Source organism: Roseomonas sp. F4, assembly GCF_053891155.1.
In genome coordinates, this window is the sequence record NZ_JBSSHK010000001.1 from 1,018,785 (window position 1) to 1,041,007 (window position 22,223).

26 protein-coding genes are annotated in these 22,223 nt (G+C 70.2%); 10 read left to right on the top strand and 16 right to left on the bottom strand.

Annotated features, from left to right (window positions below; translation table 11 throughout):
* Positions 1 to 24: 24 nt before the first annotated feature.
* Both ACVFYP_RS04935 and ACVFYP_RS04940 read right to left on the bottom strand, forming a co-directional pair.
* Entirely contained in the window at positions 25 to 372 is a 348-nt protein-coding gene (locus tag ACVFYP_RS04935) for an antibiotic biosynthesis monooxygenase family protein (RefSeq protein WP_499199007.1), read from the bottom strand.
* Positions 373 to 449: 77 nt separating this feature from the next.
* Positions 450 to 1,748, bottom strand: a complete 1,299-nt coding sequence (locus tag ACVFYP_RS04940; RefSeq protein ID WP_499199008.1) for an ABC transporter substrate-binding protein — start codon at positions 1,746 to 1,748, stop codon at positions 450 to 452.
* A 173-nt stretch (positions 1,749 to 1,921) separates the two neighbouring features.
* Between ACVFYP_RS04940 and ACVFYP_RS04945 the strand changes: the two genes are divergently transcribed.
* The 5 genes from ACVFYP_RS04945 to ACVFYP_RS04965 all read left to right on the top strand — a co-directional run bounded on the left by ACVFYP_RS04945 (position 1,922) and on the right by ACVFYP_RS04965 (position 6,196).
* Positions 1,922 to 2,938: an NAD(P)H-quinone oxidoreductase gene (locus ACVFYP_RS04945; RefSeq protein ID WP_499199009.1), complete on the top strand. Its 1,017-nt coding sequence runs from the start codon at positions 1,922 to 1,924 to the stop codon at positions 2,936 to 2,938.
* Between the two features lie 3 nt (positions 2,939 to 2,941).
* Positions 2,942 to 3,133: a hypothetical protein gene (locus ACVFYP_RS04950; protein WP_499199010.1), complete on the top strand. Its 192-nt coding sequence runs from the start codon at positions 2,942 to 2,944 to the stop codon at positions 3,131 to 3,133.
* Positions 3,134 to 3,143: 10 nt separating this feature from the next.
* Positions 3,144 to 4,493 (top strand): NAD(P)H-dependent oxidoreductase, encoded by a 1,350-nt coding sequence (locus ACVFYP_RS04955; protein ID WP_499199011.1) that lies wholly within the window; start codon positions 3,144 to 3,146, stop codon positions 4,491 to 4,493.
* A gap of 78 nt (positions 4,494 to 4,571) precedes the next feature.
* Positions 4,572 to 5,435: a DMT family transporter gene (locus ACVFYP_RS04960; protein WP_499199012.1), complete on the top strand. Its 864-nt coding sequence runs from the start codon at positions 4,572 to 4,574 to the stop codon at positions 5,433 to 5,435.
* A complete protein-coding gene (locus ACVFYP_RS04965; protein ID WP_499199013.1) occupies positions 5,432 to 6,196 on the top strand; it encodes an alpha/beta fold hydrolase in 765 nt (254 codons plus the stop codon). Before ACVFYP_RS04960 ends, ACVFYP_RS04965 begins: the two co-directional genes overlap by 4 nt.
* Position 6,197: 1 nt before the next feature.
* On the opposite strand, the gene ACVFYP_RS04970 is transcribed toward ACVFYP_RS04965, so the two are convergent.
* From ACVFYP_RS04970 to ACVFYP_RS05010, 9 genes are all read right to left on the bottom strand, one after another.
* Positions 6,198 to 6,386 (bottom strand): hypothetical protein, encoded by a 189-nt coding sequence (locus ACVFYP_RS04970; protein ID WP_499199014.1) that lies wholly within the window; start codon positions 6,384 to 6,386, stop codon positions 6,198 to 6,200.
* Positions 6,387 to 6,490: 104 nt separating this feature from the next.
* Positions 6,491 to 7,432 (bottom strand): metallophosphoesterase, encoded by a 942-nt coding sequence (locus ACVFYP_RS04975; protein ID WP_499199015.1) that lies wholly within the window; start codon positions 7,430 to 7,432, stop codon positions 6,491 to 6,493.
* Positions 7,433 to 7,461: 29 nt separating this feature from the next.
* Positions 7,462 to 8,139, bottom strand: a complete 678-nt coding sequence (locus tag ACVFYP_RS04980; protein WP_499199016.1) for a DNA-3-methyladenine glycosylase family protein — start codon at positions 8,137 to 8,139, stop codon at positions 7,462 to 7,464.
* Positions 8,136 to 9,413 carry a TRAP transporter large permease gene (locus ACVFYP_RS04985; protein WP_499199017.1) on the bottom strand — a complete coding sequence of 426 codons (1,278 nt, stop codon included), beginning with the start codon at positions 9,411 to 9,413 and terminating at the stop codon, positions 8,136 to 8,138. The genes ACVFYP_RS04980 and ACVFYP_RS04985 overlap by 4 nt, the downstream gene beginning before the upstream one ends.
* On the bottom strand, positions 9,410 to 10,006 hold the full coding sequence (locus ACVFYP_RS04990) for a TRAP transporter small permease (protein ID WP_499199018.1): 597 nt from the start codon (positions 10,004 to 10,006) through the stop codon (positions 9,410 to 9,412). Before ACVFYP_RS04990 ends, ACVFYP_RS04985 begins: the two co-directional genes overlap by 4 nt.
* A gap of 45 nt (positions 10,007 to 10,051) precedes the next feature.
* Positions 10,052 to 11,023, bottom strand: a complete 972-nt coding sequence (locus ACVFYP_RS04995) for a DctP family TRAP transporter solute-binding subunit (RefSeq protein ID WP_499199019.1) — start codon at positions 11,021 to 11,023, stop codon at positions 10,052 to 10,054.
* 130 nt (positions 11,024 to 11,153) lie between these two features.
* Positions 11,154 to 12,125, bottom strand: a complete 972-nt coding sequence (locus ACVFYP_RS05000; RefSeq protein ID WP_499199020.1) for a DctP family TRAP transporter solute-binding subunit — start codon at positions 12,123 to 12,125, stop codon at positions 11,154 to 11,156.
* Between the two features lie 104 nt (positions 12,126 to 12,229).
* A complete protein-coding gene (locus ACVFYP_RS05005; protein WP_499199021.1) occupies positions 12,230 to 12,865 on the bottom strand; it encodes a YjbE family putative metal transport protein in 636 nt (211 codons plus the stop codon).
* 158 nt (positions 12,866 to 13,023) lie between these two features.
* Positions 13,024 to 13,902, bottom strand: a complete 879-nt coding sequence (locus ACVFYP_RS05010; protein WP_499199022.1) for a LysR substrate-binding domain-containing protein — start codon at positions 13,900 to 13,902, stop codon at positions 13,024 to 13,026.
* An 84-nt stretch (positions 13,903 to 13,986) separates the two neighbouring features.
* On the opposite strand from ACVFYP_RS05010, the gene ACVFYP_RS05015 reads away from it, so the two are divergent.
* Together ACVFYP_RS05015 and ACVFYP_RS05020 are read left to right on the top strand one after the other, a co-directional pair.
* On the top strand, positions 13,987 to 14,730 hold the full coding sequence (locus tag ACVFYP_RS05015) for a TSUP family transporter (protein WP_499199023.1): 744 nt from the start codon (positions 13,987 to 13,989) through the stop codon (positions 14,728 to 14,730).
* Positions 14,731 to 14,741: 11 nt separating this feature from the next.
* Positions 14,742 to 14,960, top strand: a complete 219-nt coding sequence (locus ACVFYP_RS05020) for a hypothetical protein (protein WP_499199024.1) — start codon at positions 14,742 to 14,744, stop codon at positions 14,958 to 14,960.
* Between the two features lie 48 nt (positions 14,961 to 15,008).
* Here the strand turns inward: ACVFYP_RS05020 and ACVFYP_RS05025 are convergent, their stop codons facing one another.
* Positions 15,009 to 16,409, bottom strand: a complete 1,401-nt coding sequence (locus ACVFYP_RS05025; RefSeq protein WP_499199025.1) for an L-lactate permease — start codon at positions 16,407 to 16,409, stop codon at positions 15,009 to 15,011.
* Between the two features lie 50 nt (positions 16,410 to 16,459).
* Here ACVFYP_RS05025 and ACVFYP_RS05030 point away from each other — a divergent pair, with 50 nt between their 5' ends.
* On the top strand, positions 16,460 to 16,882 hold the full coding sequence (locus tag ACVFYP_RS05030; RefSeq protein WP_499199026.1) for a gamma-glutamylcyclotransferase family protein: 423 nt from the start codon (positions 16,460 to 16,462) through the stop codon (positions 16,880 to 16,882).
* Here the strand turns inward: ACVFYP_RS05030 and ACVFYP_RS05035 are convergent.
* The gene (locus tag ACVFYP_RS05035; RefSeq protein WP_499199027.1) at positions 16,813 to 17,784 is read right to left on the bottom strand and encodes a DMT family transporter; all 972 of its coding nucleotides are present in this window, start codon (positions 17,782 to 17,784) and stop codon (positions 16,813 to 16,815) included. The two genes, ACVFYP_RS05030 and ACVFYP_RS05035, sit on opposite strands and share 70 nt — an antisense overlap.
* Positions 17,781 to 18,635: a DMT family transporter gene (locus ACVFYP_RS05040; RefSeq protein ID WP_499199028.1), complete on the bottom strand. Its 855-nt coding sequence runs from the start codon at positions 18,633 to 18,635 to the stop codon at positions 17,781 to 17,783. The genes ACVFYP_RS05035 and ACVFYP_RS05040 overlap by 4 nt, the downstream gene beginning before the upstream one ends.
* Positions 18,636 to 18,767: 132 nt before the next feature.
* On the opposite strand from ACVFYP_RS05040, the gene ACVFYP_RS05045 reads away from it, so the two are divergent.
* A complete protein-coding gene (locus ACVFYP_RS05045; RefSeq protein WP_499199029.1) occupies positions 18,768 to 19,820 on the top strand; it encodes a ketopantoate reductase family protein in 1,053 nt (350 codons plus the stop codon).
* Entirely contained in the window at positions 19,817 to 20,575 is a 759-nt protein-coding gene (locus ACVFYP_RS05050; RefSeq protein ID WP_499199030.1) for an SDR family NAD(P)-dependent oxidoreductase, read from the top strand. The genes ACVFYP_RS05045 and ACVFYP_RS05050 overlap by 4 nt, the downstream gene beginning before the upstream one ends.
* Positions 20,576 to 20,603: 28 nt before the next feature.
* Here ACVFYP_RS05050 and ACVFYP_RS05055 read toward each other — a convergent pair whose 3' ends face one another.
* Positions 20,604 to 20,948, bottom strand: a complete 345-nt coding sequence (locus tag ACVFYP_RS05055; RefSeq protein ID WP_499199031.1) for a hypothetical protein — start codon at positions 20,946 to 20,948, stop codon at positions 20,604 to 20,606.
* A 61-nt stretch (positions 20,949 to 21,009) separates the two neighbouring features.
* Entirely contained in the window at positions 21,010 to 22,164 is a 1,155-nt protein-coding gene (locus tag ACVFYP_RS05060; protein ID WP_499199032.1) for a M20/M25/M40 family metallo-hydrolase, read from the bottom strand.
* Positions 22,165 to 22,223 lie beyond the last annotated feature (59 nt).

The following is a 22,223-nucleotide window of genomic DNA, read 5'->3' on the forward strand; positions in this document are numbered from 1 at the left end:
CCGCCCGCGGCGATGGGCCAGTCGCTAGCCCCCATGCGCCGCCCGGCTATCCGCCGGCGCCTGGTCCCGATCCCGCATCCCATAGTCCCGCAGCACGCCCGCCACCCGCAGCCGGTAATTGGCAAAGACCCCGGCCCGGCCTTCCGCCTGGGTCGCGCGATGCGCGGAACGGCTGCGCCACTCCGCGACGGCTGCTTCGTCCCGCCAGAAGGACAGCGACAGCAGCTTGCCGGGCTCGGTGAGGGATTCGAAGCGCTCGATGGAGAGGAAGCCCTCCACCTCCCGCAACTCGGCGCGCAGTGCGGCGGCAAGGTCGAGGTAGTGCTGGCGCTCGCCCTCGGCGGGCCAGACTTCGAAGATCACGGTGATCATGTTTGGCTCCTGCCGGGCCGGCGCATCCTGGCCGGCGACGCATCCGGGTGCTTCGGCCGTCGCCGCAGCGTGCCGGGCTATGCGCCCAGCCGGGGCCGAAGCCCGGCGATGGCGGCCTCGGCCGGGGAAATGGCCACCTGGCGCAGCCCCGGCAGGCTGCCGGGGCTGGCGCTGGTGGACGGCTGCCACTGGCACAGGATCGGGCGGGCGCGGAGGTTCTGCCCCCGCTCATCGAAACGCGCGCCCCAGCCGCAGGCGGTGCTGCCCTCCGCGATGTCGGTGGCCAGCACGGCGGCCCTGATGCGGTCGCGATCCGTGCTGCCGGCACGCTGCAGGGCATCGAGGAAGACCCGGGCGCCGCTGAAACAGGCCAGCCCCTGGCCGGAGCGTGGCTCCGCGCCATAGCGGCGCAGATAGGTCTCGGCGAAGGTGCGGGCGCCAGGGGCCACGGCCTCATTCACCGCGAAGGGGGTGTAATCGGCGCTCATCGCGCCACACAGGTCGTCGCCGATGCTGCGTGCCGTCTCGGCCATGCCGTAACCGCCGGCGGTGCCGATCACCATCAGCGGCCTCCAATTGGCCTCCCGCAGCGCGCGGAACAGCAGCGCCTCGTCGCCCGGGGCGCCGCTATGCAGCACCACCTCCGCCTCCACCCCGCGCAGGCGCTGAACCAACCCGTTCAGGTCGCCCGGCCGGGGCGCGTAGCCGGCGCGCTGCACCAGGGCCATGCCGCGCGCCTCGATCTCGGTGGCCTGGGCGGCGGCGATGGAATTGGCGCCCAGCGCATCCTCCTGCGCGATGGTCAGGCGCAGGGAGCTGGGGTGGCGGCCGATCGCGGCGCCCAGCAGCGCCACCCCATCCAGGGCCGTCGCGGCGAAATCGGCGGCGCGGGGGGCGGCACGGAACACCCAGCGGAAATTCCGCTCCATCACCGCATCGCCGATCGCGCTCAGTTCGAAAAACGGCACGCCGGCGAGTTCCGCGACCTGGGAGGCGGGCAGGGCGACGGTGGTGTTGAAACTGCCGAAGATGGCGGCGACGCGGTCATTGCCCTGGGTCAGGCGCCGTGCCTCCGCCGTCGCGGCGGCATCGTCGGGCGCATCGGCGCGGACCAGGCGGATGGTGCGGCCGAAGACACCGCCACTGGCATTCTGCGCTTCCACCGCCAGTTCCAGCCCGCGATAGCACTCATCGCCGAAGGGGGCGGAGGGACCGCTGAGCGGGAAGATCGCGCCAAGCCGCAGCTCCGGCGGGCTTGCCTGCGGCGCGGCCGGGGCCGGCGCCTGGGGTTGCCCCTGGGCGATGGCAGGCAGCGCGAAGGTGCCGAAGGCGGCACCGGTAAGCCCGCCCAGCCTCCGGCGACCGAAAGCCTGCATCCTGCTTTCATCCCCATGGCAAGACGCACAGTTTCCCATGCGGCGCGCCGGGGGCACAACCCCGTCCCGTGCTGGTCGTACCTCCTGGAGGCAGCGGTCTTGACGCCCGGCGCCGTCGCATGGTCCCTCGGGCCATGACGGCCGGGCCTCAGGCCTGCCCCAAGGAGTCCGCCATGACCGATCTGCCCGCCGAGATGACCCTGATCGACCACACCGCCGGCGGCACGACCAAGGGTGGCGGGCCGGAGGTGCTGGTGCCGGCGCGCGGCCCGGTGCCGAGCCCGGCGGCGGATGAGGTGCTGATCCGCACCGAGGTCATCGGCGTGAACCGCCCCGATGTCGCCCAGCGCAATGGCAGCTATCCGCCGCCCCCTGGCGCCAGCCCGGTGATCGGCCTGGAATGCGCCGGGGAAGTGGTGGCCGTCGGCGCGGCGGTGACGCGGTGGAAGCTCGGCGACAAGGTCGCGGCGCTGACCAATGGCGGCGCCTATGCCGAATATTGCGTGGCGCCGGAGGCCCAGACCCTGCCCTGGCCGAAGGGGTTTGACGCGCTGAGCGCCGCGGCCCTGCCCGAAACCTATTTCACGGTATGGGCCAATGTCTTCGGCCACGGCCGACTTGCGGCTGGCGAATCCATCCTGATCCATGGCGGCACCTCTGGCATCGGCGTCACCGCCATCCAGCTCGCAAAAGCCTTTGGCGCCACGGTTTATGCGACGGCCGGCAGTGCGGAGAAGGTGGCGGCCTGCCTGGAACTCGGCGCCGATGCGGCGATCGACTACAAGGCCGAGGATTTCCAGGAGCGCATCAAGGCGCTGACCGGCGGCAAGGGTGTGGATGTGGTGCTCGACATGGTCGGCGCGCCCTATTTCACCAAGAATATCCGCAGCCTGAAGCTGGACGGGCGGCTGGTGATGATCGCCTTCCTGAACGGCCATGTGGCGGAGCAGGTGGACCTGCGGCCCATCATGGTGAAGCGCCTGACCGTCACGGGCAGCACCATGCGTCCCCGCACCACGGCCCAAAAAGCGGAGATCGCGCAGGCGCTGGAGGCCAAGGTCTGGCCGCTGCTGGAACAGGGCCAGGCGCAGCCGCGCATCTTCCGCACCTTCCCGCTGGCCGAGGCCGCGGCGGCGCATGCGCTGATGGAAAGCAGCACGCATATCGGCAAGATCATGCTGACGGTCTGAGGCGTGATCCCCTGGCTGTTCTTCGCCCTGGCGCTGCTGGTGCTGGCCCTGTCCGGGCGGATGCGCAGCCGGCTGTGGCGGCGGGGCGGGCAGGGGGCCTCGGTGCTGCTGGCCTTGGCGGCCACGTTGATCCTGGTGCGCCGCTCCGGCGCCACCCTGCCGGGCTCGCGCCCGCGCCCCTGGTATTCGCCGTGAGGATCCGCCGATGAACCTCCATCGCCTTTTGCTCAAGCGCCAGGAACAGGGGCGGCCGGTGCGGGTCGCCGTGATCGGTGCGGGCAAGTTCGGCTCCATGTTCCTGCACCAGGCGCCGCGCACGCCGGGGCTGCATGTGCTGGGCATCGCCGACCTGTCGATCCCCCGCGCCCGCGCCGCCCTGGCCCGCATCCATTGGGCGGCGGAGGCTGGCGCCGCGCCGGATGCCGAGACGGCCGCGCGCACCGGCGCCACCTGGCTGACCGAGGACGCGCTGGCGCTGATCGCCGACCCGCTTGTGGAGGTGGTGGTGGAGGCCACGGGCGACCCCGCCGCCGGCCTGATCCACGCCCGCCACGCCATCCGCCACGGCAAGCATGTGGTGATGGTGAATGTGGAGGCCGATGTGCTGGCCGGCCCGCTGCTGGCGCGGGAGGCCGCGGCGGCCGGCGTGGTCTATTCCATGGCCTATGGCGACCAGCCGGCCCTCGTCGCGGAGCTGGTGGACACCATCCGCGCCGGCGGCTTTGCAATCGTCGCTGCCGGCAAGGGCACCAAATACCTGCCCGCCTATCACGCCAGCACGCCGGAGACGGTGTGGGATTTCTACGGGCTGACGGCGGAACAGGCGCGGGAGGGCGGCATGAATCCGCGCATGTTCAACTCCTTCCTCGATGGCACGAAGTCCGGCATCGAGATGGCCGCCATCGCCAATGCCACCGGCCTCGCCCCGCCCGAGGATGGCCTCGCCTTCCCACCCGCCGGCACCAGCCAGCTTCCCGACCTGCTGCGACCGCATAATGAGGGGGGAATCCTGCCCCGCAAGGGGATGGTGGAGGTGGTGTCCTCGCTCACCCGGGATGGTGCCGAGATTCCGGACAATCTGCGCTGGGGCGTCTATGTGGTGTTCGAGGGCGATACCGAATACGCCCGCCGCTGCTTCGCTGAATATGGCGTCGCCACCGACAGCACCGGTCGCTACGCCGCCTTGTGGCGCCCCTATCACTTCATCGGGTTGGAGCTCGGCGTCTCGGTCGCCTCTGCCGCGCTGCGGCAGGAGCCGACCGGCAGTTCCGAAAGCTGGTCGGCCGATTGCGTCGCCATCGCCAAGCGCGACCTGTCCGAGGGCGAGATGCTGGATGGGGAAGGTGGGGCGACGGTCTGGGGCAAGTGCATCCCTGCCGCACGCTCCCGCGCGCTGCGCGCCGTGCCGATCGGCCTGGCGCATGGCGTGCGCCTGGCCCGTGCGGTGCCGCAGGGCGCGCTGGTGACGGAGGCCGATCTGCGACCCGTGGTGGCGCAGGGGGCGGGTGCCGCGGCGCGCGCCATCCGTGCGGAGATGATCGCCCGGGCTTCGTAGCGACGTGTCTTTTTTCCAGCGTCATTCTCATGTTTACGGGCTTTGCCCGGCACGGCATGCGCGGTTAGGTTAACGAACATGCCCATGGCTTCCGCCTTCCGGCTGCTTTTCGCGGCCGTCATCCTTTTCGGCGGTGCCTGGCCCATCACCAAGGCCGCGCTTGCGGATGCATCACCGCTCTGGTTCGGCCTGGGGCGGTCCGCACTGGCCGCGCTGGGGGCGGCCATCCTGCTCGGGGCGCTGGGGCGGCTGCGCTTCCCGGCGGCGCAGGACCGCACGGCGGTGCTGTTCCTGGGGGTGTTCCAGCTTGGCGGGTTCTTCGCGCTGACACATCTGGCGGTGGCGCTGGTGCCGGCGGGGCGCACCGCGGTGCTGTCCAATGTCGTCACCTATTGGCTCATCCCGCTCTCGGTCCTGCTGCTGGGGGAAAAGGTCTCCGCCACACGCTGGTTCGCGGCGGGGCTGGGTCTGGCGGGGGCCGGGGTGCTGATCGGACCCTGGGCGGTGGACTGGTCGGACCACCAGGTGCTGCTCGGGCATTTCATGCTGGTCATGGCCGGGCTGCTCTGGACCATCGCCATCATCGCCTCCCGCAAATGGCCGCCGCGCACGCCGATGTTCGATCTGCTGCCCTGGTGCTTCGGCATCGGCGCGCTGATCCTGGTGCCGATCACCCTGTTGCTGGAGCCGGAGGGTGGCGTCGGCCTCAGCTCCTGGCCGCATCTTCTCTATATCGGGCTGTTCGCGGCGCCGATCGGCACCTGGTGCGTCATCGAGGCCGGGCGGAAGCTGCCGGGGGCGGTAGCCTCGGTGGGCTTCCTGATGGTCCCGGCCTTCGGCGTGCTGGTCTCCACCCTCTGGCTCGGCGAACCGCTGGGCTGGGACGTTCTGGTCGGCGGCGGGCTGATCGTGGCCTCGGTCATCATGGCGGCACGCGGATGAAATTGAACGTCACGACGATGGGCGAGGGCGCCCCGGTTGTGCTGCTGCACGGGCTGCTGGGCGCGGGGCAGAATTTCGGCGCGGTGCAGAAGGCGCTGGCGGCGGATGGCTTCCGGGTGCTGGCGCTGGACCTGCGCAATCACGGCGCATCCCCGCATGCGGACGGCATGGCCTATGCCGATATGGCGGCGGATGTGGCGGAGACGCTGCAGGCAGAGGGCGCCTGGCCCGCCGCCATCATCGGCCATTCCATGGGCGGCAAGGTGGCGATGGCCCTGGCGCTGACCGAGGGTCATGGGGTGTCGCGGCTGCTGGTGGCCGACATCGCCCCGGTCACCTACCCGTCGCCGCTGTTCAACACCTATATCGCCGCCATGCAGGCGATCCCGCTGCGCTCCGGCCTGACGCGGCGGGAGGCCGATGCGGCGCTGGTCGCCGCCGTGCCCGCGGCGCCGCTGCGCGCCTTCCTGCTGCAGAACATGATCTTTGCCAATGACCCGCCGGCCTGGCGGATCGGGCTGGAGGAGATCGCCGCCGCGATGCCGGAGATCGGCGGCTGGCCCAACCTGCCGGGCCGCTACGAGGGGCCGGTCCTGGTGCTGGCCGGCGAGTCCTCCGACTACGTCCAGCCGGCCCATTGGCCGGCCGTCCAGCGGCTGTTCCCGGCCGCCGAGTTGTCAAAGATCGCCGCCGGCCACTGGCTGCATGCCGAAAACCCGCAGGCCTTCCTGGCGGCCGTGCGGGGCTTTCTCTCGGCCTGAGTCAGGAGCCGCCGCGGATTCCGGGGCGGGCCTCGGGCTCCACCTCATCGCCGGGAGGGGGGCCGTCCGGCTCTTCGGTGCCGCCGCTCATCCAGTCATTGTCATAGGTGAAGGAGAAGGCGACCGCGCCGCCGACCACTTCGGCCAGGGCCTCATCCTCCAGCGGAACGGGCGCCTTGGGGTCCGTCATGCCTGTCCTCCCTTGCTTGATGCCGATCGAAATCAGCACATCTCATACCGTCCCGGAAAGGCTCAATAAATAAGATTTACCAGCGACCGCCGAGACGGCGGCCGTCACCCGAGCCGGATCAGGGTGATCTCCGGCGGTACGCCGAAGCGCACCGGCAGGATCGAGGTGCCAAGCCCGCCCGAGACGATCAGATGCTTCCCCGCCTCCTCCACATGCCCATAGGCGTAGCGGTTGCCGAAGGCGGAGGGGACGTAGGGCGAGAAGCCCGCCACCCGCACCTGCCCGCCATGGGTATGACCGCAGAGCGTCAGCGCCACCCGGTCCGCCGGCACGTCGGGAAAGATATCCGGCTCGTGGCACAGCAGGATCACCGGGTCCCGGTCCTGCACCCCGGCCAGGGTGCGGCCGAGGTGGTTGGCGCCGAGGTAGCGGCCATCATCGGTCTCCCGAAACGCCCAGAGGCTGCCGCTGCCAGCCAGCCAAAAGCCCTGGCCGCGAAAGCCGGTCTTCACCGCCGCATTGTGCAGCACGGAGAGCCCGGCATCGGCCAGCACCCGGGCGGTGCGCGGCAGGCCACGGCGCATGCGCTGCACCTGCGCATCCTCCCACCAGTCATGGTTGCCGAGGATGGCGTGGACGCCATGCGGCGCGCGGAGGCCCTTCAGCACCTCCGCCGTCTCCTTCACCGGAATGCCGTGCTTCACCAGCGCACCGCCACCCATGAAGTCACCCAGCAGCACAACCAGATCGGGCCGCAGCGCATTGGTGGCGGCGACGATCTCCGCCACACGCTCCAGCGGCATCTGCGGCTCGCAGGCATGGATGTCGGACAGGGCGGCGATGGTCAGCGGCCGGCCGGCGGGCCAGTTCGGCGGGTGCAGCCTGTATTCGGCGATGCCGAGGCGATAGGCCGGCTCGATCCAGAAGCTGTAGAGCCCGCCCACGGCGCCGAGGGCCGTCATCCCACCCAGTGTGGTCAGCAGCGACCGGCGCGTGGTCTTTGATGGCGGCGCCAGCGGCGGCGGCGCGGCGGGCGGCGGGGCCACCCTTCTGGGCGCATGGCCGCCGGGCAGCTTCACAGCGCCGCGCCCGGCACGGCCGGCGTGGCCTTGGCGCCCGGCTTCGGCTTCAACCGCGCGATCCGGTCGGCATCGGCGACCCGCCACAGATACCAGGCGGCGACGCTGCGCCAGGGCGCCCAGGCCTCCCCGATCGCGGCGAGTTCCTTGGGCTTCGGCTGCGCTTCCAGCCCCGCGGCGACCTTCCAGCCCTCCCGCACCCCGAAGTCGTCGATGGGCAACACGTCGCGCCGGCCGAGGGTGAAGATCAGCATCATCTCCACCGTCCAGCGGCCGACGCCGCGAATCGCGACGAGGCGCTCGATCAGCGCCTCGTCCGGCAGCCGCGCAGCCATCTCCCCGCTGGGGACCAGCCCGCCTGCCGCCTTCTCCGCGATATCGCGGATGGCGGCGACCTTGTTGCCGGAGAGGCCACAGCCGCGCATCGCTTCCACCGGCGTGTCCAGCACCAGGGCGGCGGGCGGAAAGTCATGGCCCGGATAGAGCGCGATGAAGCGGCCGAGAATCGCCTCCGCCGCGCGGCCATGCACCTGCTGGTGCGTGATGGCGCGCACCAGGGCTTCGTAGGGTTCGCGCGCCGCGGCCTCCAGCGTGCAGGGGCCGATCCGGCGGATGACGCGCTTCATCACCGGATCCCGCCGCAGGTGGCGCAGCGCTGCGGCGGTGGCGATCATCGGAAGACCAGATGCGGCAAGGTCAGGGTGATCCAGGGCACGTAGGTGATGACCATGAGGCAGGCGAAGATGACGCCGATGAAGATTGGCAGGTAGCGCATCATCTTGTCCACGCTGGTGCCGGCCACCTGCGCGGCGGCGAACAGATTCACGCCGAAGGGCGGCGTGATCATGCCCATCGCCAGATTCACCACCATGACCGTGCCGAAATGCACGCCATCGATGCCGAAGCGGGTTGCCGCTTCCTGCAGGATGGGGGCGAGCACGATGATGGAGGCGCTGGTTTCCACGAACATGCCCACCACAAACAGGAACAGGTTCACGCCCAGCAGATACATCCCCGCGCCGTCGAAGGTGGTCACCAGCCAGGCCGCGGCCGCATCCGGCACGCCCTGCCGGTTCAGCAGCCAGGAGAACACCGCCGCGCAGGCGATGATGAACAGGATCACCGCGCTGCTGATCACCGATTTGCGGAAGATCGGATACAGGTCGCGCCAGCCGATCTCCCGGTGCAGGAACATGCCCACCAGGATGGCATAGGCGACGGCAACGACGCTGGCCTCGGTCGGCGTGGTGATGCCGCCATAGATGCCGCCCAGCACCACCACCGGCATGAACAGCGCAAAGCCCGCCTGCCGCGTCGCGGTCAGGAAGCTCAGCCGGCCCTCGCCATCCTGCTTGCCCCAGCCCTTGATGCGGCACCAGATCAGCACCGTCGTGACCAGCGCGCCCGAGATCAGGATGCCCGGCACGATGCCGGCGATGAACAGCTCCGGGATACTGACCTGGGTGGTGACGCCGTAGAGGATCATCGGGATCGACGGCGGGATGATGACGCCGAGTTCCGCCGCCGTGGCCTGCAAGGCGGCGGCGAAGGCCACCGGATAGCCGGCGCGGACCAGGGCCGGGATCATGATGGCGCCGACCGCGAAGGTGGTGGCGACGGAGCTGCCGCTGATCGCGGCGAAGATCATGCAGGTGACGACGCAGGTGGCGGGCAGCCCGCCCTGGATGCCGCCGACGATGGATTGCGCGAAGGCGACGAGGCGGCGGGAGATGCCGCCCACATCCATCAGATTGCCGGCGAGAATGAAGAAGGGAATCGCTGCGAGTGGGAATTTGTCCAGCGCCACGAAAAGCTGCTGCGCGGCAACGATCAGCGGGAAGTTGGTGAAGCCATGGATGCCGATGACGGCGGCGAGCCCGATGGCGACGGCGACCGGCACGCTGATGGCGAACAGCACCAGCATGACGGTGAGCATCATCCCGCTCATGCGGCATACTCCAGCTCGGCATCACGCCGGTCGAGGAAATGCGCCACGGCGCCGATCATGGCGAAGACCGCGCCGGCGGGGATCGCCGCATAGCCCCAGGACATCGAGACCTCGAGCCCCGCCATCTCCTGGAACTGCACCCGCTGCGCCATGGTCCAGCCGAACCAGAACATGATGCCCATGAGGGACAGCGAACAGGCCAGCGCCGCGGCTTCCACCGCACGCCGCAGGGCGCCGGAGGACAGCCGATGCGCCACGTCGATCGAGACCAGCGCGCCGCCACGCAGCGCCAGCGCCACGCCGAGATAGGCCATCCAGATCAGCGCGGTGCGCACCAGCGCCTCCGACCAGATGGAGGGTGTTTCCGTGGCGAAGCGCGCGAAGACCTGCCAAAGCCCCGCCGCCACCGCGATGGTCAGTGCGAGGCAGGCGAGGATGGCGGCAATACCCGTCGCGACGCGGTCGAGCCGTAGCACCGCCGCCCGTATCGCGCCCCTGACGCCGCCGCCGGAGCCCGCCCAGAGGGCCAGCAGGACAACGGCGAGCGTGGCTGCCCCCGTGACCTGCAATGGCACCACGTTCATCATGTTCATCGCGTTGCTTCCGAATGCGGGGCGGGCAGGGCGGGGCGCTTCAGCTCAGTTGGCGCGCCATTCACGGATGCGGGACAGCATGGCCGCATCGAGCGTCCGCTCCCATTCCGCGAAGGCCGGGGCCAGGGCTGTCTGGAAGGCGGCGGTATCGACCTCCGTCACCACCGTCATGCCGCGGCGACGCAGCTCGGCCACGCCGGCCTCCTCATCCGCCGTGACGCGGGCGCGGTTGGCGGCCTGTGCCTCCCGCGCGGCCTGCTGGAACAGGGCGCGGTCGGACGCATTGAAGCGCGCGACCATCGCCGGGTTGCAGATCATCACCTGTGGTGAATAGACGTGGCGCGTCATGGTCATGTAGCGCTGCACCTGGTTGATGTTGTTCGCCACGATGACCGAGATCGGGTTTTCCTGCCCGTCCACCGTGCCCTGCTGCAAGGCGGGGATGAGCTCGGAGAAGGCCATCGGCGTCGGCAACGCGCCGAGCGTGGTGAAGGCCCGCATATGCACCTGGTTTTCCATGGTGCGGATCTTCAGGCCGCGCAGATCGGCGGGCGTGTTCACCTCGCGTCGCGAATTGGTCAGGTTGCGGAAGCCGTTCTCGATCCAGACCACGCCGACCAGGCCGCGCGCATTGAAGCGGCCCAGCACCTGCTGGCCGATCTCGCTGTCCAGCACGCCGCGCGCATGGGTGGCGTCGCGGAACAGGAAGGGCACGTCGAAGATGCGGACCTCGGGCACGAAATTGCCGACCGGACCGGTGGAGGTGAAGGTGCAGTCGATGGTGCCGATCTGCACACTCTCGACCATCTCGCGCTCATTGTCGTTGCGCTGCGTGGCGACGCGGTAGCGCCCGCCGGTCAGTCGCTCCAGCGCGTTCTTGAAGGTGCTGGCGCCGACTCCGGTATGGCTGTCGAGCGGCAGCGCGTGCTGCACCGTCAGCTGGGTCTGCGCCTGCGCCGAGAAGGCGAACGGCAGCAGAAGCGCGGCGGCAAGGGCCACGCGGCGTGTTGCAGTCATGGACGGAAGTCTCCCTGGGATGAGCCCCGTTGGTTCGGCGCTACATGCGGAAAGCGTATAGATGCATTGTCGTGGACGCATCAATCCCAGGTGCGGGGGCGGGGCTGGCCCGCCCCCCGTCAGGCCAGGATCAGTTGCCGCGCCAGTCGCGGATGCGGCGCAGCAGCGCACCGTCCAGCGTGCGCTCATACTCGGTGAAGGCGGCGGCAAGCGCGGTCTGGAAGGCAGCCGCATCCACCTGCGTCACCACCGTCATGCCGCGGCGGCGCAGTTCATCGACGCCGGACTGCTCGTCGGAGGTGACGCGCGCGCGGTTGGCGGCGGCGCCGGCCTTGGCGGCTTCCATGAAGGCGGCGCGGTCGGCGGCCGTCATGCGCGCCAGCATCGCCGGGTTGCAGATCAGGATGGCCGGCGAATAGACGTGGCCGGTCAGCGTCAGATAGCGCTGCACCTGGTTCAGGTTGTTCGCCACGATGACGGGAATCGGATTCTCCTGCCCGTCCACCGTGCCCTGCTGCAGGGCGGGGACGAGTTCGGAGAAGGCCATCGGCGTCGGCAGCGCGCCGAGGGTGGAGAAGGCGCGCATATGCACCTGGTTCTCCATGGTGCGCACCTTCAGCCCGCGGATATCGGCCGGCGTATTCACCTCCCGCCGCGAATTCGTCAGGTGGCGAAAGCCATTCTCCATCCAGACCACGCCGGTCAGGCCGCGCGCGGAAAAGCGCCCGAGCATCTGCTGGCCGATCTCGCTGTCCAGCACGCCGCGGGCATGGGCGGTGTCGCGGAACAGGAAGGGCACGTCGAGGTTGCGCGTCTCCGGCACGAAATTGCCGACCGGGCCGGTGGAGGTGACGACGCATTCGATGGTGCCGATCTGCACGCTCTCGATCGCCTCACGCTCATTGTCATTGCGCTGGATGACGACGTTGTAACGGGCGCCGGCGGTGCGCTCGAAGGCTTCCTTCAGCGCGGTGGCGCCAGCGCCATAATGGCTGTTCAGCGGCAGCGGGTGCTGGATGGTGATCTGGGTCTGCGCGAAGGCGGGCGTGGCCAGCGGCAGCGCGAAGGCGGCGGCCAAGGCCAGCCGGCGGGACAATGTCATCAAGGCGTCTCTCCCCAGGACCGGGGCGCCTTCGCGGCGCCCCTTGCTGTCACAGGGTATAGGTGAAGCGGGCGCGCCGCTTCAAGCCAGGCCGTGTTGGCGCTTCAATGCGCCGCCTGGTGCACCGCGGGCAGCGGCAGGCCGAGCGCCAGCGCCTCATTGGCCGCGGCCGCACCCTCCCACAGCAGTTCCACGCCGATATAGGCGATCAGCGCCAGGCCGACATAGGCGATGAACTTGTAGCGGTCGAGCAGCCGCGCCAGCGCGCCGCCAAGCAGGCCCATCAGCAGGATGGAGACGGTCAGGCCGATCACCAGCATCACCATGTTGTTGCGCGCCACGGCGGCCACCGCGAGGACGTTGTCCAGGCTCATCGAGACATCGGCGATGATGATCTGGCGCAGCGCCTGCATCAGGGTCTTGTCGGGCGCGGCATGGCCGGCCTCGGCCTCCTCCGCCTCATGCCGCAGCTCCTTCCAGAAGCCCCAGGCGATGTAGAGCAGCGCGGCGCCGCCGATGAGCTCGACCCACCACAGGCCGAGCAGCCAGGTGGCGCCCAGCGAGAAGACGATGCGCAGCGCGGCGGCGGCCAGGATGCCGAACAATACGGCGCGGCTGCGCAATGCGGGCGGCAGGCCGGCGGCCGCCATGCCGATCACCACGGCATTGTCGCCAGACAGGATGATGTTGAGCCAGAGAATTTCCAGGAACTGTGGTCCCTGGGACAAGAGCGAATCCATACCGTTCCTCCGGGCGCGGCACAGATCCTGGCCGTTTCAACCCGGTGACAGATTAGGTGCCGCAACGGCTGTCGCGAAGTTTCAACTTCGCAATACAGGGGCCATGACTTGCCTGTCCTGAATATGAACGCAGATTTATTTGATTGATGTCCTGGCGGTCATTCCGCTGCCTGGGACAGCAGCCAGTCACGGAACAGTCGCACGCCCCGATCCGCCGCCCGCCAGGGCCGGTGCACCAGATACCAGGCCGCGCCGAGCGCCACCGGCAAGGGAAAGGGCGCCACCAGTCGACCGGCGGCGAGATCGTCGTCGATATAGGGTCGCAGGCCCATCGCCACGCCCAGCCCATCGGCGGCGGCCTGCTGCGCCTGGCCATGAAATTCGAAGACCGGTCCGCCGGCGGCGATGCCCGGCGCGCCGGCCGCCACCAGCCAGCGCGGCCAGTCGCCGGGGGCATGCGCCACGCGCAGCAACGGCACCCGTGCCAGGCCGGCGGGGCGGCGCAGCTTCGCGGCCAAAGCGGGGGCGCAGACCGGCAGCAGATCGGCGCCGAACAGCCGGGTGGCGACGAGGTCGGGCCAGTCGCCCTGGCCCATCAGGATTCCGCAGCTCCAGCGATCGGAGAAGGGCGCGGCGATGCCACCGGTGGTGATCCGCACCTCCAGCCCCGGCTGTCGGCGTTGCAGGTCGGCCAGGCGGGGGATTAGCCAGCGGATGGCGAAGGTGGGGCCGACGCCGACCGTCAGCGCACCACCGCCCGCCTCCTCCCGCACCTGTTCGGTCAGCCGGCCTAGTGCATCCAGCAACGGTATCAGCCCATCGCGGTAGCGGCGCCCCGCCTCGGTCAATTCCAGCCGGTTGGCGCGGCGCGTGAACAGCGCCACGCCCATGCGTTCCTCCAGCAGTTTGACCAATCGGCTGACGGCGGCGGGCGTCACATGCAGCTCCGCCGCGGCCTGCATGAAGCTGCCCAGGCGCGCCGTGGATTCGAAAGCGCGGATACCGTTCAGGAAGGGCGGGCGAGGGGCGGGCAGCATCAGGAAAACTCATGCCAGGCTCAGTGAATGCAGTTTGTGCCGGAGCGGCTGGTGGCGCAATGAATCCGGCGGAGGAACCCACCGATGACCGCCCTCACCATGATGCTGCTCTGGACCCTGATGGTCGCCACCTCGCTGCTCTCCGGCATCTTCGGCATGGCGGGCGGGCTGGTGCTGGTGGGGGTGCTGCTGATGCTGTTGCCGCTGCCGGTGGCGATGGCCTTGCACGCGGTGACGCAGATTGCCTCCAACGCCTGGCGCGCCGCCTTCCTGCTGGCGCATGTGCGCTGGCGGATCGTGTTCGCCTATGCGCTGGGCTGCGTCGTCGCGGTGGGGTTGTGGTCGCTGGTGCTGTTCGTGCCGGACAAGCCGCTGGCCCTCATCGCGCTCGGCCTCAGCCCCTTCCTGCTGAAGCTGCTGCCGCGCGGGGCCAAGGCCGATCCGGAGAGGCCGTTGCATGGGGCATGCTGCGGCGTGGCCAGCATGTCGCTGATGCTGCTGACCGGCGTTGCCGGGCCGTTGCTCGACAGCTTCTTCCTCGGCGGCAAGCTCGACCGGCATGGCATCGTCGCCACCAAGGCGGTCTGCCAGGTGCAGGGCCATGCGATGAAGCTGCTTTATTTCGGCGGGCTGGTGCCCGGCGCGGCAGAGCTGGATCCGGTTCTGGCGGGCGGTGCCGTCGCCGCCTCCCTGCTCGGCACCCTGCTCGCACGGCCACTGCTGGCAGCGCTGACGGAGGTGCAGTACCGCGCCTGGGCCGGTCGGCTGGTGGCGGGGATCGCCGCCTTCTACCTGGCGCAGGGCACCTGGCTGCTGGTCTTTCCCTGATGGAGGCGCCCGTGACCGACCCCAAGGAACCCCTGATCCGTGACCTGGTCGCCTGGATCGCCGATGCGCCGCGGCCCTATGCGGAGGTGATGGAGGTCTGGCGCACCTCCTGCCCCCGGCTGACGGTGTGGGAGGATGCGGCGGATCGCGGGCTGGTGGCCTGCGAGACGAAGGACGGTGCGCTCTGGGTGGTGGCGACGCCGGCGGGGCGGGTGGCGATCAAAGCGTGATGGCCGCAGGTGCGAGGCACCAAAGGTCTGGATCACGCGATCCAACAACTAACCCAGCCACGCCACCATGATCCAGCCCAGCACCACCACGCCCAGCATGGAGGGCAGCAGCAGCCGCCAGATCTGCGCCGGCCGCGCGCCATCGGCCAGCAAACCGCAGATCATCGCGGTGCCGGCGAAGGACATGCCCGCGCCCGCGGCGCCCGAGAAATTGTGCAAGGCAGGCGCCAGCAGCGGCGGCAGCCCCGCCGCCTGGCCAAGCGCCGCCTGCACCGGCATCAGCGCGGCGTTCGACCCGACATTGCTGCCGGTGACGATGCCGGAGGCGAGCCCCAGCACCGGCACCGCATAGGGGGCAAAGGGCCCGAACCCCTCCGCCGCCGCGCCGGCCAGCGCGCCGGCCATGCCCGACCCCGCCATCCAGCGCGCCAGCACGACATAGAGCAGCATGGCCAGCGCCGGCCGCCGCGCCCGTTCCAGCGCGGCCAAGGCGCGCGGCACCGCCCCGGCGTGGCGGAGCAGCAGTGCGCCGGAGACCACCCAAAGCACCACCGCCACATGGGTGATGGGAAAGCCGGGCAGATCGGCATAGGGCGCCCATTCCGGCGCGCCGGCCCAACTCCGCGCCACCAATAGGCAAAAAGTCAGTAGCAGATAGGGCGCCATCGCTTGCCCCGCGCGCCGCCAGCCCTGCGCGCCGCGCGGCGGGTCCAGCCGCCACAGGGCGAAGAGCAGCGGCAGGCCGGTGGCCAGGATGCCCGCGACCTCGAAGGGGAACAGAGCGTGGGAGGCAAGCAGGATCGCCGCCATGCAGGCCAGCAGCCCCATCTGCGCCGCCTTCTCCCCCCCCGGCACGGCGACACCGGCGGCGGCGCAAAGCCGCCACAGCACCGGCCCCATCAGCAGCAGCCAGGCCGCATTGGGCCAGGCGGTCAGCGCCGCCACCTCCTGCGCCGACAGCCCCGTCAGCGCCGCGCCCAGCGATGTGCCCGGGCCGAGCCCGCCCCAGGGCACCAGGGTCAGCGACAGCAGCGCCATGGCACCGGCCGGCGCGCCGCGCAGCCCCATGCCGCGAATCGCCGACAGCGCGAAGACAGCGCCCACCGCGAAGCCGGTGATGCTTTCCATGAAGCCGCCCATCAGCAGCGTCGCCACGAAGATGCGGCGCGGATCGGGTGCGCCGCCCGGCACCGTGGCGGCACCCTCGCGGCCGGAGACGGCGGCATGGAACAGCAGCCCGCCCATCAGCACCGTGACCGGCTTCAGCGCCAGGAACAGGCCGCGCAGGGTTTCGTCGGACAGAAAGGGCAGGGCCGGCCCCTCCAGCGTCGCGACCACGGCGGGCAGCGCGGCCGCCAGCGCGGCCAGCACCGCCGGCACCGGCCCGGCGCGGCCCGAAAGCAGCAGCGCCACCAGCAGCAGCAGCGGCGCGGCCTGCAACAGCAGCATCACGCGGCCCTCCTTGCCCGGGCGGTGCGGGCGGGGCAGGCTGCGCCGCCATGCAGCCCCCCCTCTATGCCGCCTATGGCAGCAATCTCGATCACGCCCGGATGACGGAACGCTGCGAAGGCGCGGAGCCGGCGGGCGTCGCGCTGCTGCCCGGCTGGCGCCTGGTGCTGCGCCGCTTCGCCGATATCGTGCCGGAGACGGGCGCGCTGCTGCCGGTCGGGCTGTGGCGCATCACGCCGGCGCATCTGGCGGCGCTGGACCGCTTCGAGGGCACCGCCCTCGGCATTTATGAACGGCTGAAACTGCCGCTGCCCAATCAGGGTGGCGAGGCCTGGATCTATGTCGGTCGGCGGCTGAAGCCGGGACCGCCGGCGGCCTGGTATGTCGGTCATCTGCGCCGGGGCTACCGTGAATTCGGGCTGGAGGAATCGCCGCTGGATACGGCGCTGGCGGAGGCGGGCTTCGTCGTCTGAAGCGGCAGCGCGGCTTCGGCATTCGCCGCCAGCGGCGCCGCGCGGCGGCGCCCCAGCCGCGCCTCCCGCCGCGTGATGTAGATGGCGGAGCCGACGATCAGCGCGGCGCCGATGCCGAGCCAGATATCCGGCACCTCCCGAAACAGCAGCACGCCCGTGCCCGCGGCGAAGATCAGGCGGATATAGGAGATCGGCGCGATGACGCTGGCATCGACCATGCGCAGCGCATTGATCCAGAGATGCATGGCGAAGGGCCCGCACAACCCGCAGAGCAGCAGCAGGCCGAAATTGTCCCAGCCCGGCCAGGCAAGGGTGGGCAGCGCGACCGGCAGCGCGACCGCAACCGCCACCACGCCGATCCAGAACATGATGGTGCCCGTGCGCTCCGTCCGCGCCAGGGTCTTGGTGGTCAGCACGATCACCGCGCCAAGCAGCGCTGAGAACAGGGAGGCCGCGAGCGGCCAGTCCAGCGCCACCGCCCCCGCATCGCCGGGCCGGACGATGGCGACGACGCCGCAAAACCCCACCAGCGTCGCGCTCCACCGTCGCCAGCGGACGCGCTCCCCCAGCACCGGCCCGGCGAGGGCGGTGACGAAGAGGACGGAGGTGAAGGACAGCACCGTCGCGGTGGCCAGCGGCAGGCCGGTGAAGGCGAGGTAGTAGGTGTACCAGGACACCACGGAGAGCAGGCCGCGAAAGATCTGCATCGGCAGCGCGCCGGTGCGCGGCAGAGTCGGGTCCCGCGCCAGCACCGGCAGAGTCCAGGCAAGCTGGCCGAGGGCGCGGGCCAGCACCAGGGTCGCCAGCGGCACGCCCTCGATCGCCTTCACCAGCGTGGTTTCCAGGTTGAAGACAAAGCCCGCGGCCACTGCCAGCAGTGCCGCCCTGGTGAAGGGACTCATCGGCGGCGTGCTTCCGCCACGGTGATGACCAGCGCGCCGGTCAGGATGATGGCGGCACCGATCCAGCCGAACAGGTCCGGCACCTCGTTGTACAGGATCCAGCCGGCGGCGGTGACCACGACCAGGCGCAGATATTGGAAGGGGGCGATGGCGCTGGCCTCGCCATGGCGCAGCGCCTCCGTCACCAGGAAGATGATGCCGGGCATGACGGTGGCGACCACCAGCAGCAGGCCCATTTCGAACAGCCCGAGCGGCACCCAGGCCGCGACCGCGAGCGGCAGCACGCCAAGGCTGGTGAAGACCCCGACCCAGGCGAGCACCGTCAGCGTGCTGTCCGTGCGCGTCAGGCTGCGGGAGGAGAGCGTGATGCCGCACCAGGCGACGGCCGCGACAAGGGCGGCGGCCGCGCCGATCGGGTCCACCGACGCGCCGGGCCGCAGCATCACCGCGACGCCGAGCAGCCCGGCGATGGTGCCGAACCAGCGCCAGCGATCCACCCGCTCCCCCAAAATGGGCGCGGCGAGCAGCGTGGTGAACATGACGTTGGTGAAGGACAGCACCGTGCCCGTCGCCATGTCGAGCCGGGTGAAGGAGTAGTAGTAGAGACCCCAGCAGACCAGGGACGATGCGCCGCGCACCATATGCATCGGCAGCCGCTTCGTGCGGAACACGGCGAGGCCGCTGGTCGCGATGCGGGGCGAGACCCACAGCAACTGCCCGAGGGCGCGGGCAAAAAGCTGCACCTCCACCGGAATGCCGCGCGCGGTCATCCAGCGGATCATCAGCACCTCCGCCGCGAAAAGCACCGCGGCGGCGGACATCAGCACCGCACCCTTGAGATTGCCGCTCATCGCCGTCCTGCATGTCCCCGGCGCATTGACGCGGCGCTGGTCCTGTCTAGCCTGGGCGCAGGGTGGTCCGGCGGCACCGCGCCGCGCAAGGGCGCCGCGTGCATGGCGGTCATGGCGCAGGAGGGATTCGGCTTGGCAGGCAGGGATGGGGCGCGGGAGGCGGTGGACCACGGTCCCATCCTGATCTGGGGCGCGGGCGCCATCGGCGGCACGGTGGGGGCGCATCTGGTCCGGGCCCGCCATGCGGTGGTGTTCTGCGACGTGGTGCCTGACCACGTCGCCGCCATCGCCGACCCGGCCCGCGGCCTGGTGATCGAGGGGCCTGTGGCGCAGATGAAGGTCGTGGCCCCGGCCTATGCGCCCGCGCAGGTGAAGGGCGTGTTCCGGCGCATCTTCCTCGCCGTGAAGACCCACGACACGGAAGCCGCCTGCCGCCAGTTGCTGCCGCACCTCGCCGAGGACGGCTATGTGCTGTCCTTGCAGAACGGCTTGTGCGAGCGGGTCATCGCGGAGGTCTGCGGCGCCCATCGCACCATGGGCGCCTTCGTCAATTTCGGTGCCGACTGGATCGAGCCCGGCCGCATTCTGTACGGCAATCGGGGCGCCGTGGTGGTGGGCGAGCTGGATGGCAGCACGACGCCGCGCGTGCAGGCGCTGCACAGGCTGCTGGCCGAGACCTTCGAGCCCGACGCCGTGCTGACCCCCAATATCTGGGGCTATCTCTGGGGCAAACTGGCCTATTCCAGCCTGCTCTACGCCCAGGGTCTGGCCGAGAAGGGCATCGCCGACACACTGGCGCGGTCCGAATTGCTGCCGCTGGTGCGCGCCTTGTGCGGGGAGGTGATCGCCGTGGCGCAAGCGGAGGGTGTGACGCCGCTCGGCTTCAACGGATTCGATCCGAACGCCTTCGGCCCGGGCGGGACGGAAGAGGCCGCGCGCGCCTCCATGATCGCCATGGAGGCCTTCAACCGCCCGAACGCCAAGACCCATTCCGGTATCTGGCGCGACCTGTGGGTCCGCCATCGCGCAACGCCTGCCGATGCGCAGATCGGCGCCGTGCCGCCGATCGGCCGCGCCCACGGCCTGCCTTGCCCGACGCTCGAACGGCTGATCGCCATGATCCATGAATGCGAGCGTGGCGAGCGCCCGATGTCCGATGCCAACCTCACGGAGCTGATGCGATGAACATCCGATATGACGGCGTGGTGGTGGCGGTGACAGGCGCCGGCCATGGCTATGGCCGCGCCATCGCCCGTGGCTTTGCGCAATTGGGCGCCAAGGTCTTCGCCTGCGATCTGTCGGCGGAGGAACTCGCCGAGACCGCCGCGACCGAGGGCAGCATCACCACCGCCGCCTTCGACCTGACCGCGAAGGGCGCCGCGGCCGGCTGGATTCGCGACATCGAGCAGGCGACCGGCCAGCCCATCGGCGTGCTGGTCTGCAATGCCGGCGGCGTGCGCGGCCAGGTGATGCGCCCGATCGAGGAAGTGCCGGAGGAGGACTGGCACGCGATCTTCGACATCAACACCCATGCCGCCTTCAACCTGGCCAAGGCGGTTGCGCCCGGCATGAAAAAGGCCGGCACGGGCCGCATCGTCACCATCAGCAGCGGCGCCGGGCTGAAGGCCAGCCTGACCGGCATCCAGGCCTATTGCAGCTCAAAGCACGCGCTGGTGGGCCTGACGCGGCAATTGTCCCGGGAATTCGGCCCCTACGGCATCACCGTGAATTCCGTGGCGCCGGGCTTCGCCCTGTCCAACCCCGCCTCGATCAAGCAGTTCGAAAGCTATGGCGAGGAAGGCCAGAAGCAGATGCTGGCCCGCATCGCCATGCGCCGGCTGGGGGAGCCGGAGGACATGGCGCATGCGGTGATGTTCTTCGCCTCACCCTTCGCAAGCTGGATCACCGGCCAGGTCCTGCAGGTCGACGGCGGCAGCTGACCTTCGATCGTAGGCGGCGGCGTCCGCGTTATTGCGGCTGCGGCTGCGGCTGCGGCTGCGGCTGCGGCGCCTGTTGCCGCTGACGCTGCTGCGCCTGCTGCCGTTGCTGGGCCTGCTGCCGCTGGCGTTGCTGCGCCTGTTGCCGCTGCGCCCGGCGCTGGGCCTGGGTCTGCTGGGCCTGTTGCCGCAGGCGCTGGGTGCGGGTCTGCGGCGGGCCGCCGGGCTGGGTGGGGCTGTGCAGGTCCTGGCGCATGTTCCAGTTCTGCCCATGCACCGCCCCCGCATTGGGGCCGGTAATCGGCGCGCTCTGCGCCAGCGCCACGGATGGCAGGCTGAGCGCCAGCAACATCCCGAAAATCGTCACGCGCCGCATGGCTGTCTCCCTTGCTCGTTCTGAGCAAGGGTAAAGCAAAAATTGCGACGGATCACGACTCTCAAGAAAGGCGCGTCAGCAGCCCGGCGAAGAGCTTGGCCCGCGGCACCAGGCTGCCCACGGCGATGTGTTCGTCCAGCGTATGCGCGCCCGCGCCCGCCACCCCGAGCCCATCCAGCGTCGGAATGCCCATGGCGCCCGTGAAATTGCCGTCCGAGCCGCCGCCCGAGGATTGCGGGGGGATGGCGAAGCCGAGCCGCTGGGCGATACCGCGCGCCACCTCATACAGCGCCATGGTGCCCGCATCCGGCTCCCAGACCGGGCGGGTCACGCCGCGCGTCACCTCCAGCGCCACATCCGGCGCGGCGGGCTTCAGCGCCAGCATGCGTTCCACCCCGGCATCCAGGTCCGCCTGCCGCTTGGCCATGGACAGCACCTCCGCATCGCAATGCGTCGCCACGCAATTCACCCATTGCCCGCCATGGATGACGCCGGCGGAGAAGGTGCAGTCCTCCGTGGTCATCGCCTCGATCGCCAGCACTTGGCGGCACATTTCGCGGATGGCGGAGCGACCCTCCCCCAGTGTGATGCCCGCATGGCTCGGCCGGCCGGTGCTGCGCAGGTTGAAACGCGCGATGGCATAGCGGCCGGTCACCACGCCGCCATCCGGCCGCGCCGGTTCCGGCACCAGCACATAGCGGGCGCGGCGCGCCTCCGCCTCGATCAGGTCGCGGGTGGAGGGGCTGCCCACCTCCTCATCGGAGGTCAGCAGGAAGGTGACCGGCAGGGGGGTCGGCAGGCCGGCGCGCAGGATCTGGCGCAGCGCCTCCACCGCCAGGAAGGTGCCGCCCTTCATGTCGAAGATGCCGGGGCCGCGGCAGGTGCCGCCATCCCGCTTCCAGGGCAGCTTTTGCAGCGTGCCGACAGGATGGACGGTATCGAGATGGGCGAGGACGAGGATGCCTGGCGTGGTGTCCCCGGCCGGATGCGGGAAGCGCGCGCGGACACAATCGCCAAAACCCATGCGGCCGGGAATCCGCTCCACGCGCGCGCCCAGCAGGGCCAGGTCGCGGCCGGCCAGGTCCATCATGCGGTTCACCGCCGCCGCGTCGAAGGTCGGGCTTTCGCATTCCACCCAGGGCCGCAGCCCCGACAGCATCGCCTCCGTGTCGAAGGGCAGGTCGAGGGCGGGCAGGGACGACGTCGGGGCATCCATGGCGCAGGGTCTCCGGCAAGGGGCGCCAGCCTGGGGGCAGGGGATGCCATAAGGCAAGA